This window comes from Streptomyces sp. cmx-4-9 (assembly GCF_046548835.1).
Taxonomy (GTDB): Bacteria; Actinomycetota; Actinomycetes; order Streptomycetales; family Streptomycetaceae; genus Streptomyces.
In genome coordinates, this window is the sequence record NZ_JAEBEE010000012.1 from 44,017 (window position 1) to 57,687 (window position 13,671).

Below are 13,671 nucleotides of genomic sequence, written 5' to 3' on the forward strand. Positions count from 1 at the left end.
TGGCCGGCCCGGGGCGAGGGGTTCATCGTGAAGCTCGCCCCAGACCCAGGGATCGTCCTCGCCAAGGCGGACAGCAAGGAGACAGGGCGCGCATACGCCCGCCCGCGTCACCGGCACGGCCCAGGCGCAGCGGCGGCACGGAGCCTGGCTCCAGCCGTCCCGGCCCGAGGACGCGCGGAACCGCGCCCACGCGCACCTTGGGCACATGGCGTTCCCGTTCACCGCTCCCCAGCCCGCGCACGTCCCGCAGGACCCGAGCGGACCAGAGCCCCTGATCACCGATCCCCCGTGTCAGTTCGGAGGCAGCGGGCGCCGGGAGCCGCCGCTGCCAGGCCGGGGAATCGGGCGTACGGGCCCGCTCTCGCCGACGGCGCGCTGCTCGGTTTCCGGATGTCCCTCGGCCGCCGCCACCGGATCGGCTTCCATCAGGTCCGAGACCGTGCATTTCAGGGCGGCGCAGATCATGTCCAGGTCCTCCAACCGGACGGTGACCGGCTTGCCGGACCACAGTGCGGCCACCTTGCTCAGGGACGGGGTGAACCCCACTTCCCGAAAGGCCGCCTGCAGCTGGGTGGGGCGCCAGATGTCGCGCTTGGCCGCGGCCCAGCGCAGGTTCCACTTCAACGGATCACGCCTCCGTGCTCAGCCGGCGAACCGCTCGCCGGGAAGACTCCAGGCTCGAGCGCTCCGGGTCGCCTTTCGCGGTCGCGAGATAGCCGACCGTGGTGGATGCCCAGACATGGCCGAGCAAGACCTGCACGTCCCACAACGGCATCCCCGCCTCATAGTTGTGGGTCGCGCACGCGTGCCGCAGCAGATGCGGAAAGAGCTCGCTGACCGGGCCCCGCAGATGCTCGCGCGAGGCCATCTTCAGCGCGCGCCGGAACGTGTCGGGCACCACCGGCGGCGCGAGCAATCCCTCCATGCCGGCCAGTGACTTCGCCAGCCGCTCGGAAGGGAACAGCGGCGCCCGCGGGTCGCAGGGATCATCGGGAAACTCACCCCGCACCTCCTCGACATACCACCACAAGAGCGCCCGGCCCTCTTCGAAGAGGAAGGCTTCGCGGTCCCGCGGACCTGAGCCGCCGGCGCCCTTGCCGTGGACCAGGAACCGGCCCCACTGGCCGTTCTCCCAGTGCACGTCCCCGAGCTGCACCTGGCACAGCTCCGCCGCCCGGACACCGGAGGTGTACGTCAGCTTCGACATCACGTAGTTCCGGACCGCCACCGGGTACTTCCACGCCCGCGGCAGCGCCTCCCGCCACGCCGCGAAGAAGTCCTTCGTCGCCCGGGCGGACGGCGGAATCCGCAGTCCGAAGTCCCCACGGTGAACAGGCCGGTTAAACGAGTCGACGGGGGACTCGACCATCGCGCCGAACCGTCGGCGGATCTCGCCGGCATACCGCTGCTCCAGGAAGGCGTAATAGAGATCGATCCGGTTGATCTTCGACCGCACCGTCGTGTGCCTTGGCCGCTTGCCCGGGCCCGCGAAGTACTTGTCCAGTTGCCGCGAGCTGAGCTGCCACGGCATGACGTCGTAGTACGAGCAGATCTCCAGTACCGGCTGGACCAGCGACTCAAGTGTCCGCGGTGAAAGGCCCGCGACATCCCGGGCCCATACGTACTCGGCGAGGGAGTCCTGATACAGAGCCCGCTCGGCTTCCGCGGTTGCAGCTGCCGCGCTCTGCCGCTGGAGCGTAAGAACATCCGCCAGACCCGGCTCAGGCTGCTGTTGCTCGCCGGGCCGGTCCTTCAGAGCTACGTCGCCACCCGTGAGGAGAGAGAAGCGGCGGGTCCCGGAATCCGTCACAAGCACGCAAGTTACGGAGAGAACTCCTGAATTTTGCGAGGAATCGTCAAATCCCCACACGATCGAGTGAAGCGTCTACCCGCGGCTCCGACCTGCATGAACAGCCGCAACTCCCACACGAAGCGGCGGAACGAACCCGCCGGCGCTCCAGTTCTAACCGGAAACCGACGAGTTCGTGGGTTCCTGGAGCACTCTCACGAGGAACCCGGGGGACATTGCGCCTGGTCGCCTCACCGTGCCGTTGGGTTCGGGTAGGAGCACGGCCTCGGAAGATCGGTACAGCGGTTATCGGTGAGAACGATCATGGTCATTTAGCAAAGTGATCCACGGTCGCTACAGCTTCGCCGCCTCCCAGCCGGTCAACGGCCTGCGCCCGCTGCGCGACCCGGATGCCGTCGATCTCGATGACGATGACGACGCCGCGGAAGATTGACGGGGTTCGCGTAGGGCTCCCGTTGGCGAGCACCTGCGGGTGATCTACGCACCGTGCCATGATCTGCGCGGAGGGTCACCCATGGGGGCGGAGGCGTGTGATCCGCGTCGTCGTGCCCTCAGAGCTCACCGTGTTCGGCGCGACCGTGCCGGGGAGGGCAAGGGGCTGGCCCGGCCGGCGGCGCGTCCAACCCCTGCAGAAGGGGGTGGACGCTGCGGCCGGCCGTAGCAAGGCCGCACCGCCGCGGATCCTCATGAGGCCGTCCGGCCTCCTCCGCCCGGCGCGGACACAGACAGGGGGACATCACCATGTTTTCCACCGCTCGCTCCGGCTTACCGCGTCGCAGACTCACTCACCGGCTGACCGTCTTGGTCTCCGCCATGGCGCTGGCCCTGTACGGCATGCTCGCCGCGGCCGGTCCCGCCCACGCGGACGCCATCATCCAGATCACCGACTCGGCCGACCCCGTCCCGGCCAACACCAGCTACACCTACACGATTACCGTCTCAGGGCCTGGCGGCATCTTCGACGCCTCGGCCGCTCTCAGTGGCGCGGCAGCGACCTTCACTGGTGTCACGGACAACCAACCGGACATCGGCTGCTACGTCGCATCGGGAACGACTCTGGAGTGCTTCGGCCCGAGCGGGGACATACCCAGCGTCACGGTCACCGCGACCGTGCTGCCTACCGCCGCCGGAACGGTGACAGCCAGTACTACGGTGACCGGGGTTGGCTTTACCGGCTCCGACAGCACCACCACGACCATCACCGCGGGCGCTGCCGCGCCGGCCGTGACCGGGGTCAGTCCCGCCAGCGGTACCACCGCGGGCGGAACGAGCGTGACGGTCACCGGGACCGACCTGGGCGGCGCGAGCAGCGTCACCTTCGGCGACACCCCGGCGACCGGGGTGTCTTGCACCGCCACCTCCTGCACCGCCACCGCCCCGGCGCATGCAGCCGGAACCGTGGACGTGCGGGTCACCACCCCCAGCGGCACCAGCCCCGCCACCCCGGCCGGCCAGTACACCTACATAGCCCCCGGCGCGGACCTGGCCACCACGATCACCGATTCGCCTGATCCGGTCGCCCTGGGCGAGACGTTCACCGACACCGTCACGGTCACCAACAACGGGCCCGCCACCGCCACGTCCACGACCACGGCCGTGGCCTTTACCGGCCCTGCTCTCTCCGTGCAGGGCGTGACCCCCAGCCAGGGCACGTGCACCACGGCCGGCACCACGGTTACCTGCGCGCTCGGCTCGATCGCGAACGGCGTCTCCGCCACCGTCGCCATCACCGCCGAGCCCCAGGCGGCGGGCACCGTCACCGCCTCCGCCACCACGGACGCCACCCAGAGCGACCCGGTCGCCGGCAACACCGACGCCAACGAGACCACCACCGTCACCAACTCCCTCGGCTGCACCATCACCGGCACGCCGGGCAACGACACCCTGACCGGCACCAACGGTGCGGACGTCATCTGTGGCCTCGGCGGGAACGACACGATCAAGGGCGGCAATGGCGACGACATCGTCTACGCCGGCTCGGGCAACGACAACGTCGACGGCGGGAACAGCGACGACACCCTCTACGGCGGCGCCGGTGACGACATCATGGGCGGCGGCAACGGCGCCGACTACCTCTACGGCCAGGCCGGCAACGACACCAACTACGGCGAGACGCTCCTCGGCTCGCTGCTGTACCTGTTCGACAACGGCAACGACCACATCTACGGCGGCCCCGGCAACGACGACCTGGACGGTCAGAACGGCAACGACGTCCTGTCCGACACTTCCGGCACCGACACCATGAGCGGCGCCCTGGGTAACGACAACATCAACGTGGCGGACGGCGCCGACGGCGACACTGCCAACGGCGGCCTGGGCTCCGACACCTGCACCGCCGACACCGGCGACACCACCACCAGCTGCTGACCGCCAGCTGACGCACCACGCTGAACACGCCGCCCCCGGCCCCTGTGAAAGGGGGCCGGGGGCGGCGCGTAAGAGGTCGTTCTCGTCCGATGCTTCATCCCAGGATGGATGAGCTGGTAGCCCTCTTTGGACCAGCGGACCCACATGGGTGCCTGGGGCACCGCGGGGAGGACCGGCCCCGGCCTACGAGCAGCGGGGGATGCCCAGGGCGAGGAAGAGGGCTGCCCCGCCCTCTGTGATCGGGGTGTGCACCACCAGCAGGTCGCCGACGTACTGGTTGAGGAAGTAGGAGTTGCCTTCTTGCGCAACGCAGTTGACCTGCAACCCGTCAGCGGCAGAGGCCGAGGGTGCGGCGGCGGTAAGCAGAAGTACTGACAGGCTGAGTGCACCGGACAGGGTCAGAGCACGGGTGCGGACAGATCGCATGACGAGCCTCCGGTGGGGATGGGACGACGGTGTTGATGCCGGTGTTCGGATGATCAGATGCCGTCGCCACCGGACTTCCCCAAGGCGGGGCAGCGTTGACGCCCCACAATTATCGACTGCGAGTGGAGATCAAGAAGCCACATTCATGCCAATCGAGTGGCCGTTCCAGCCGAGCTGACGCGCCTGCGGGGGCGCCAGCTCGACCGCGGAAGACCATTGAGCGCAAACCGCCCGTCCAGGAAAGTCGGGCACGGGTGAATCCCGCTCCCAGTCCGATCGGGTCCTCCAAGCGATTTCCGCCACATGGGGAGCGATCCGACCCGGCCGCCGACCCCGGCGGGAGTGGAGGCGTTCAGCGGCTTTTCCGGCCGTGCTAGATCCTCCGGGCCCCCAGTCGCTCGACGGCGCTCGCCCGTTGCGCGACCCGGAAGCCGCCGATCAACGACGACGACGATAACGACGACGACAGCAACGACGAGTGAGCCCGGCACACGGGACGGATCACGGAGACTGACCAACCTGCTCAGGGATCCTCTTGGATCTCCGGCAACGGCTACAGGGGCCCGGTGAGGCGCCACTGCTGGCTGGGGCCGGTACCGGGCTGCTCCTGGGTGACCGGGCCCCTGGGGTCGGTAAAGGCGAGGTTCAGGCCGCTCCTGAGGTTCTTGAACTGCGCGGTGTCGTCGGCCACGACGGTCGCGGTCCACATCTGGAAAGCATTCGTGCTGTCGCAGGTCTGCAGCGTCGGGCGTGCGCCCGCCTGGGTTCCGGGTGTCGTCAGACAGGTTCCGCTGTCCGGTTCGCTGATGAAGTAGCTGTCGGCCGGGGCCTGGGGCGCGGTGGTGAGGCTCCACTTCATGCCGGGACCGACGGGAGTGCAGGGCCGCACGACGGTCCACGCTCCGGCGGCCGGGGTCCCGGCAGTCGCCAGGCAGCGCCCGGCGGCCAGGTTGGTGAGCGTGTAGGCCACACCAGCACGCGCCTGGGCGGCCGGGAGCTCGCGCGCCTGGGCCGCGGTGCCGGACAGTGCCGCAGGCAGTGCGAGCAGCGCGCTGAGGACGGCGGTGGAAAGTACCGGATGGCGTCGCATGGATTCTCCGTGATCAAAGAACGAACTTGGAACACGAAGAGTAGCCGTTCCGCCACTCAAGGTATTCATCCATCCAGCCTCCGTGATGGTGAAAGGTGGCACCGGCTCGCCGAACGGTGTCGGGACCCGTGGAGCGACTCGCCCTCACTGCGGAGCACCACTTGGCGGATGACGTCACGACTACGAGCGGACCTCCCCGTCGGCACGGACAGCGGCATGGCAGTGCTCTCACAAATGACGACTATCTGCACCCGCGTGAAAGTGCGGCCCGAGCTGGAGAAGGCCCTCGCACTTGCCCACCAGTTCAAAGAGGCCGCCCCTGAGGCACCCGTCATACTCACGGTGCACGAGCTCAAGCGCCTCGTGCGCAACGCGGCCGAGCTGATGACGCTGTCCGCTGAGCTCAAGGCCGGCGGCATCCAGCTCGAACTCCTCACCGGCCCCCTCATGGGGATCTACGACCCCGACGGCACGGGCGCCATGTTCTTCGCCGTCCTCGCCGTCGCCGGGCAGATCGAGCGCAACTACATCCGGGAGAAGACCCTCGAAGGGCAGGTCATCGCCGCGTCCAAGGGCAACCACGGCGGACGCCCGAAGGTCATCGACGACGACATGCTCACCTTCGCCGCCACGCTCAAGGACAAGGGCGTCCCCGTCCCCGAGATCGCGAAGAAGCTGACCATCAAAGTCGGGAAGAACACGGGCAAGTCCCCCTCGATCGCCACGCTCTACCGGGCGCTCGCGGAAGCCGAAGCCGCCGCAGTGGACGACGGCCTGCCACTGCGGCCCAAGTCCGCCCGCATCCGCAGGCCCGAAGAGCCGCTCACCCCCGAGGAGATCGAGCTGCGCGACCGGCTCCAGGCCCAGCCCCACCCGAACACCGAGACGAGGTAGGCACGCCCACCACCTGCTCCTTTCACATGATCACCGGCTTGGCGTCAACCGCTGTACCGCCGTGCCCAAGGCCGCAGTAAGCCGCTGCGAGCCGAACGGGTGAGCCTCGCGGACGGGTGCGTCCGTGTCGTGGTTCGTCCGCCCCTACCGATCGCCAGGAGGACTCGACGCCCGGAGGCTGTGCAGGAAACGCTGCTTGCCTGCCGCGACCCGCGGAAGATCGCTCGGCCACGATGTTCGCGGTCGATCTCACGAACATCGTGGCCGAGCAACGGCTTCTTGACCGATGCCCTGTCAGGGGCTCGACGCCTGAGTCTGCGGGCTGGGGATCATCAGGGCTAGGGTCAGGAGGTGGAGGAGACCGACGCCCACTTCAGGTTGGCGAAGTCGCCGGCGGTTAGGGCGGTGACCGCCTGGCCCGCGGTCGCGTTGCCGGCCAGGACGCGGCCGGCGGCCGCGTTGGTCAGGGTGTAGGTGCCGGCGGCGTTCTGTGTGACCGTCCAGCGCTGGTTGGGTGTACCGAGGTAGACGGCCTGCAGGGTGACCTGGCCGCTGCCGGTGGCCGGTGCGGTCAGGTAGAGCGGGATGAGGCAGTTGTCGTAGATCCGCACGGTGCCGTCGCCGTTGGAGGTGAACTTCCAGCGCTGTACGGCCTGGGAGGTGTCCAGGGCCGCGAACCGGGCCACCGTCGTGAGGGAAACGCCGCAGCCCCCGGGGCGCTGCATGGCGACGCCACCTCCGTTGCTGAGCGCGTGGTAGGCGTTGTCACCGACGATCGTGGGGCCGTAGTTGATCAGGTGGGTGTCGAGCGCGGTCAGCGCGGAGCCGGTGGTGGACAGCGGCGGCACGGCCGTGGGGCGCACGTTCTTGAACCAGTCGGCGAAGGTCGCGGGCGTGTGCGAGGCCAGGCCGGTGATGGTGCGGTCCCAGCTGCCGTCCACCTGGTTCCACAGCTGGAGCAGAGCGCCGTCCACGTTGCCCTGCACCTGGTCGCCTGTCTGCCAGCCTGCGGCGGGAGTGAACGACTCGGACGTACCGTCCGGGAACACGTAGCGCTGGTCGCCCAGCAGGTAGGCGGCCACCGAATCGCCGAAGCCCTCGGTCCAGGCGCAGGTGGCGGACGACGCGTACGGGATGAAGTGTGGGTTGCAGTCGGTGACGGTCGGGTACGTGCTGTTGTACAGCCGGTTCATGAAGAAGTGGCCCGCTTCGTGCAGCACGGTGTGCTCGGAGTCGGGGTCGGCATTGGCCAGGTGGACGGTGTTGGACAGGTCGTACCTCGGGCCGTCGTTGGACCCGGCCTGCCAGCTCAGCGTCAGCGTGGTGCAGGTCGCGGCGTTCGCCTCGGCGGTCGTCCAGCACGGGGTGGTCGAGTTGGCCCGCCGGGACCAGAGCAGGTTGACGGTGTCGAAGGCGTGCCAGGCGCGGGCGTCGGTCGCCGGTTTGACGGTCCCGACAGAGCCGCTCGACGATGCGTCATACACGGTCGGCGAGTCGAAGGTGTAGACCGTGCCGCTGGAGTTGGCGACCTTCCACACCTGGTTGTTGCGGGCGGTGAAGCGGAAGAACATCTCGTACACCACAGGGTAGTTGACCGGGGTGTAGCAGAGGTTGAACGAGCCGTCGGCCGCACTGGTCAGCTGGGTGCCGGTGTTCAGCTTGTGGACGGTGTCGCCCGGCGTCTCCCGGCCCCAGAGCTCGACCGAGGCGTTGCGGGCGGCCCGGGTGAGAGTCGGCTTCGCGGTGCCCGCCTCCGCGGACTGGTAGTCGAACTGAAGGTTGCCCCTCAGACAGATGGGGTTCGCCGCGGAGGCAGCGCCTGCCGAGAGCGGCACGAGGAAGCCTGCGGCGAGTACCGCCGGTATGAGCAGGCGGAGCAGGGCTGTGGGTCTGCCTAACATGGACGTCCTTCCGGAGGGCGCCCAGGTCGCCAACCGCAGACCTGGCGCGAGAGGCCGGGTGTACCCCGGCCCGGCCAATGAGAAGCCGCCAGGTACGGGCGGTCTGAACCGAGAGTCATCGTCGATTTCAACGCCGCGCCGCCGCCAGGGGCGCACAGAATCACAGCCAGCGGTTGCGAGCCTCGCGTGCACGCCCGGCAGAGATTTTGCGGGTACGCCCGGCGGCTGCCCTGAGCGGCAGTGCGCCCCCCATTCGCCGCAGTGCCCACTCCAGCGTCGCCACTGCGCTGCCAGGTCCGGCGGCGTACAGAAGCTGAACCGTTGTCGGGAGGGTGGTTGAGCTAGCAGATACCCGGCCCTGCTGACTGCCCCCGCACCTAGCGTGTGCGCCCCCATGTCGCCTCGTGCACCGAACGCAATGGAAGCCGTCCCGGCCGCCCGAACTCCACAGGCATATCGCGGGCGTAACCAGCCGCGGTGAGCGACCGCGGATCTTCCGCCGAACACCACCGCCGAGCCGATCGCGTGTGCTAAAAGATCAAGTGCTTAACGCCAACGGCTGTACCGATGGTCCCCAAAGCCGCTGCCGCACCCGGGGCGGGAAGACCGCCGCGAAGTACCACATCCCCCGCTTCGCCCTCGTGCCCGCGCTCCGCGAAGAACTTCAGATCCCCGTCCCCGCCGACCGCCACCCCGGCCGCGCGTGGAAGCAGGGCCCCGCGCTCGCCGCCGTGCCCGCGCCCCACACCGAACGCCCGGTCCGCATCGGGTACGCCAGGACCTCGACCGCCCGCCAGGAGCTGGCGAGCCAGCTTGAAGCCCTCCACCGGGCCCAGTGCCACAAGGTCTTCCAGGAGCCGATCAGCACCCGGGTCAAGCCCGGACTGGAGAAGGCGCTCGCCCTAACCCACCAGATCAAGGAGGCCGCCCCCGAGACGTCCGTCATACTCACGGTGCACGAGCTCAAGCGCCTCGTGCGCAACGCGGCCGAGCTGATGACGCTGTCCGCTGAGCTCAAGGCCGGCGGCATCCAGCTCGAACTCCTTACCGGGCCGCTCACCGGCATCTACGACCCCGACGGCACGGGCACCGTGTTCTTCGCCGTCCTCGCCGTCGCCGGGCAGATCGAGCGCAACTACATCCGGGAGAAGACCCTCGAAGGGCAGGTCATCGCCGCGTCTAAGGGCAACCACGGCGGACGCCCGAAGGTCATCGACGACAACGGCATCCCCGCCTCATAGTTGTGGGTCGCGCAGGCGTGCCGCAGGAGATGCGGAAAGAGCTCGCTGACCGGGCCCCGCAGATACTCGTGCGAGGCCATCTTCAGCGCGCGCCGGAACGTGTCGGGCACCACCGGCGGGGCGAGCAGTCCGTCCATGCCGGCCAGTGATTTCGCCAGCCGCTCGGAGGGGAACAGCGGCGCTCGCGGGTCGCAGGGGTCATCGGGAAACTCGCCCCGCACCTCCTCGACGTACCACCACAGGAGCGCGCGGCCCTCTTCGAAGAGGAAGGCTTCGCGGTCCCGCGGGCCGGAACCGCCGGCGCCCTTGCCGTGAACCAGGAACCGGCCCCACTGCCCGTTCTCCCAGTGCACGTCTCCGAGCTGCACCTGGCAGAGTTCCGCCGCCCGCACCCCAGAGATGTACGTCAGCTTCGACATCACGTAGTTGCGGACCGCCACCGGGTACTTCCGCGCCTGCGGCAGCGCCTCCCGCCACGCGGCGAAGAACTCCTTCGTCGCCCGGGCCGACGGCGGGATCCGAAGCCCGAAATCCCCGCGGTGGACGGGCCGGTTGAACGCGTTGACGGGAGACTCGACCACCGCGCCGAACCGGCGGTGGATCTCGCCGGCATACCGCTGTTCCAGGAAGGCGTAGTAGAGGTCGATCCGGTTGATCTTTGATCGGACCGTCGTGTGCCGGGGCCGCTTGCCCGGGCCCGCGAAGTACTTGTCCAGTTGCCGCGAGGTCAGGTGCCACGGCATGACGTCGTAGTACGAGCAGATCTCCAGCACCGGCTGGACCAACGACTCCAGCGTGCGCGGTGACAGGCCAGCGACGTCCCGGGCCCATACGTACTCGGCAAGGGAGTCCTGGAAGAGGGCGCGCTCGGCTTCGGCGGACGCGGTTGCCGAGGTCTGCCGCTGGAGTGTAAGGACGTCAGCCAGGCCCGGCTCCGGCTGCACTTGCTCGCCAGGCCGGTCCTTCACGGCTGCGTCGCCGCCCGTAATAAGGGAGAAGCGGCGAGTCCCGGAATCCGTCACAAGGAAGCAAATTACGGAGAGAATTCCTGGAATCTGCGAGGAATCGTTGGATCCCCACACGATCGAGTGAAGCGTCTACCCGCTCCTTCGACCTGCATGAACAGCCACAACTCCCGCACGGGGCAGCGGAACGAACCCGTCGGCGCTCCAGTTTCAGCGCGAACAGCTGGCCTTCGCCGACCAGGTGCCGCGGCATCGGCAGGACGTCTTCGACGAGCTCCTCGGCGAGGATTGGCGTGCCGGCCGCGATGCGGCCGACGAGCGGGACCTGGACGGCTTCCGGCATCATGCCGGCCGGGGTGTCGGGGAGGTCGGCGTGCTGGTCACTGCGGACGCGGTAGGCGCGGGGACGGTGCGGGTCCCGGTAGAGGAAGCCCTTGCGCTCCAGAGCCATCAGCTGGTGCGCGACGGAGGAGGTACTGCGCAGGCGGACGCCCTCGCCGATCTCCCTCATCGAGGGCGGGTAGCCCTTGCGGGCGACGGTCTGCTCGATAAAGGCGACGATGGCCGCCTGCCGGGCGGTGAGTCCGTCCGGGCCCGGGCGGGTGACACCGGGCGGACGCCCGGGGCGGGCTTCGGATTCGATGACGTGCATGTGGTGCTCCCCCCTGAAGGGATCTTGCATTCAGGGACAGTAACCCGCATACCACCCGCGACGGAACATCTTTTCGATAACAGGGCGTGCCGGTGTCGCAGCGGGTGGTGAGGGAGCTGGGCGGCGGCGGGCCGCCCACGTTCTCGCGCAGCTTGCAGCAGGGACGCGCACCGCTCATGATCCGCATGTGCCGTTCCACGTCAGGCTGCGCTTCGGGCCGCCCTCCTCCCCCGCCGTCACCGGCACCTGGGACAGCGAAACGACCGCCGAGCGGAAGTTCCGGGGGTTCATCGGCCGCTACGGCAGCCAAGCCGACGTGCGCATCGAGCTGGTCGAGGACGGGCCCCAGGGGGAGCACACCGTGCGCTCCTGGACAAGGGAGCGCGGCGAGGTGGAAGGGGCCTGACGACCCCGGTGAGGGCTTCCCTGTCCCGCCGGAAGGGGTCGGCGTTTCGGGTCGGGCCGGCGTTGCCGGTGGAGGTGAGGGGGCGCAGGGTGGATAGACGCCCTGGTGTACCTCGTGAAGGGTGGTGCGGCGATGGCCAGACCGGTGTGGACGGGGGTCTTGGGGCTCGGGCTGGTCAGCCTGCCGGTGGGTCTGTACACGGCCACCGACAGCCACACGATCCGCTTCCACCAGCTCCAGCGCGGGACCGCGGACCGGATCCGGAACCGGCGGGTGAACGAGCGCACCGGCGACGAGGTGGACCTCGCGGACATCGTGAAAGGGTTCGACCACGGAGGCGAGTACGTGATCGTCGAGCCGCAGGAGCTCGACGAGATCGCCCCCGGCCGGTCCCGGTCGATCGACGTTGCCGGCTTCGTCGACCTGGACACCGTCGACCCGGTCTTCTTCGACAAGACGTACTTCCTCGGGCCCCGGGGAGCCCAGTACGGGAAGGTCTACGCCCTCCTGGAGCGCGCCCTGGCCGAGTCGAACAAGGCCGGCATCGCCACCTTCGTGATGCGCGGTCGGGAGTACCTGGTCGCCCTGAAGGCGGAGGAGGCGGAGGGCCTCCTGACGCTCCACACTCTGCACTGGGCCGACGAACTGCGCGATCCGCACGCCGAGGTGCCCGACCTGCCGGGGAAAGTCGAGGCCACGGCGGCGGAGGTGAAGATGGCCATGCAACTGATCGACGCCCTGGCCATGGAGTGGGAGCCGGAGGCCTTCCACGACTCCTTCCGCGAGAAGGTCGAGGCTCTGGTGAAGACGAAGGCCTCCGGCGAGACGGTGGAGAAGGCCGAACCGGCGGCGGAGCCGACCGGTGCCGTCGACCTCATGGAGGCCCTGCGCGCCAGCGTCGAGCGGGCCAGAAGCCCCAAGGACACCGGCGACAAGGCCACCTCGCCCGGCTCTCGGGCGGCGGGCGGGAAGAAGGCGCCGGCCGCGAAGAAGCGGGCGCGCTCCGGACCGGCGGCCAAGGGCCGGGAGCTGATGGCGCTGACGAAGGCAGAGCTGTACGAGAAGGCGGCCGCGGCCGGCATCCCGGGTCGCTCGTCCATGAACCACGACCAGCTCGCGCAGGCGCTCTCCCACCCAGGCCGCAGGAAGTGACCGACGGGATTCGGTTCGGGGTTCCTGCCTGAGGTAGCCGGTGACGGCGATCGGCGCCGTCACCGGCTCTACACGTGCGTCACCCGCGTCAGCACGCGTCTTTCCCGGCATCGCCTCGTTGTCCTGGGCAATCGATCTGTGGAGGCGCACCCATGCTCAGGACACTCCCCGCCGTGCGGCTCTCGGCGGTGCTGGTGGCGGCCACCATCACGGCGGCCACTGCCGGGGGCGGCCCCGCGTACGCGGTGGAGCGCTGCAAGGTGTCGTCCAAGACCATCGACAACCCCGCCTACAGCGGCCCCTGGCCCGACAACTGGGACTTCACCGTCAAGGCGTGCGTGACCGAGTCCGGGGCGAACATCCGGCACTGGGCGACGATCTCCTGGGACCTGCCCGAATCCTCCAGCCAGGCGGGTTCCATCTTCAACGCCACCGGCACGAACGCCGACGTGACCGCGATGATCGAGGGGGGCGGTGTGGCGGTGACGCGGCGCACCGATCTGGCCCAGCGCCTGAACAAGGCGAAGGACGGGTCCATCACTCCCGCGTCCTACTCCTCGCACTGGCCAAGCCGCGAGCGCCTCTTCACCGACGTGATCGTGTTCCTCGACTGGAAGGGCGACGGGAAGGGCCCCCAGAAGCTGCACTTCACGCCCTCCCCCTCCCTCCCCGGCTCGGCCCGTTGAGGCCTGCTGGCCGTACGGTCGATGCCCCAGGCCTGGCAGACGACCGTCCCGGCTGGCCTCCTCCCAGCGGGCGGGCCGGGT

13 protein-coding genes are annotated in these 13,671 nt (G+C 69.0%); 6 read left to right on the forward strand and 7 right to left on the reverse strand.

Annotated elements, in window-relative coordinates:
* Window positions 1-291: 291 nt before the first annotated feature.
* Together ACLJTM_RS31775 and ACLJTM_RS31780 are read right to left on the reverse strand one after the other, a co-directional pair.
* Window positions 292-624, reverse strand: a complete 333-nt coding sequence (locus ACLJTM_RS31775; RefSeq protein WP_411107257.1) for a helix-turn-helix domain-containing protein — start codon at window positions 622-624, stop codon at window positions 292-294.
* 4 nt (window positions 625-628) lie between these two features.
* Window positions 629-1,810 (reverse strand): tyrosine-type recombinase/integrase, encoded by a 1,182-nt coding sequence (locus ACLJTM_RS31780; RefSeq protein ID WP_411107258.1) that lies wholly within the window; start codon window positions 1,808-1,810, stop codon window positions 629-631.
* Between the two features lie 813 nt (window positions 1,811-2,623).
* On the opposite strand from ACLJTM_RS31780, the gene ACLJTM_RS31785 reads away from it, so the two are divergent.
* On the forward strand, window positions 2,624-4,177 hold the full coding sequence (locus ACLJTM_RS31785; protein WP_411107259.1) for an IPT/TIG domain-containing protein: 1,554 nt from the start codon (window positions 2,624-2,626) through the stop codon (window positions 4,175-4,177).
* Between the two features lie 183 nt (window positions 4,178-4,360).
* On the opposite strand, the gene ACLJTM_RS31790 is transcribed toward ACLJTM_RS31785, so the two are convergent.
* Window positions 4,361-4,501, reverse strand: a complete 141-nt coding sequence (locus ACLJTM_RS31790) for an exosporium protein G (RefSeq protein WP_411107260.1) — start codon at window positions 4,499-4,501, stop codon at window positions 4,361-4,363.
* 655 nt (window positions 4,502-5,156) lie between these two features.
* On the reverse strand, window positions 5,157-5,693 hold the full coding sequence (locus ACLJTM_RS31795; RefSeq protein ID WP_411107261.1) for an RICIN domain-containing protein: 537 nt from the start codon (window positions 5,691-5,693) through the stop codon (window positions 5,157-5,159).
* Between the two features lie 234 nt (window positions 5,694-5,927).
* On the opposite strand from ACLJTM_RS31795, the gene ACLJTM_RS31800 reads away from it, so the two are divergent.
* Window positions 5,928-6,587, forward strand: coding sequence for a recombinase family protein (locus tag ACLJTM_RS31800; RefSeq protein WP_411107262.1), 660 nt, complete (start codon window positions 5,928-5,930; stop codon window positions 6,585-6,587).
* A gap of 344 nt (window positions 6,588-6,931) precedes the next feature.
* Here ACLJTM_RS31800 and ACLJTM_RS31805 read toward each other — a convergent pair whose 3' ends face one another.
* Window positions 6,932-8,488: an RICIN domain-containing protein gene (locus ACLJTM_RS31805; protein ID WP_411107263.1), complete on the reverse strand. Its 1,557-nt coding sequence runs from the start codon at window positions 8,486-8,488 to the stop codon at window positions 6,932-6,934.
* A gap of 542 nt (window positions 8,489-9,030) precedes the next feature.
* Here ACLJTM_RS31805 and ACLJTM_RS31810 point away from each other — a divergent pair.
* Window positions 9,031-9,729, forward strand: coding sequence for a recombinase family protein (locus ACLJTM_RS31810; protein WP_411107264.1), 699 nt, complete (start codon window positions 9,031-9,033; stop codon window positions 9,727-9,729).
* Here the strand turns inward: ACLJTM_RS31810 and ACLJTM_RS31815 are convergent.
* Both ACLJTM_RS31815 and lexA read right to left on the reverse strand, forming a co-directional pair.
* On the reverse strand, window positions 9,624-10,673 hold the full coding sequence (locus tag ACLJTM_RS31815; RefSeq protein WP_411107265.1) for a site-specific integrase: 1,050 nt from the start codon (window positions 10,671-10,673) through the stop codon (window positions 9,624-9,626). The genes ACLJTM_RS31810 and ACLJTM_RS31815 overlap by 106 nt on opposite strands.
* Window positions 10,648-11,346 (reverse strand): transcriptional repressor LexA, encoded by a 699-nt coding sequence (gene lexA, locus ACLJTM_RS31820; protein WP_411107266.1) that lies wholly within the window; start codon window positions 11,344-11,346, stop codon window positions 10,648-10,650. The genes ACLJTM_RS31815 and lexA overlap by 26 nt, the downstream gene beginning before the upstream one ends.
* Before the next feature lie 187 nt (window positions 11,347-11,533).
* Here lexA and ACLJTM_RS31825 point away from each other — a divergent pair, with 187 nt between their 5' ends.
* The 3 genes from ACLJTM_RS31825 to ACLJTM_RS31835 all read left to right on the forward strand — a co-directional run bounded on the left by ACLJTM_RS31825 (window position 11,534) and on the right by ACLJTM_RS31835 (window position 13,590).
* A complete protein-coding gene (locus ACLJTM_RS31825) occupies window positions 11,534-11,752 on the forward strand; it encodes a hypothetical protein (protein WP_411107267.1) in 219 nt (72 codons plus the stop codon).
* 132 nt (window positions 11,753-11,884) lie between these two features.
* Window positions 11,885-12,904, forward strand: coding sequence for a Ku protein (locus tag ACLJTM_RS31830; RefSeq protein ID WP_411107268.1), 1,020 nt, complete (start codon window positions 11,885-11,887; stop codon window positions 12,902-12,904).
* Between the two features lie 152 nt (window positions 12,905-13,056).
* On the forward strand, window positions 13,057-13,590 hold the full coding sequence (locus tag ACLJTM_RS31835; protein WP_411107269.1) for a hypothetical protein: 534 nt from the start codon (window positions 13,057-13,059) through the stop codon (window positions 13,588-13,590).
* Window positions 13,591-13,671 lie beyond the last annotated feature (81 nt).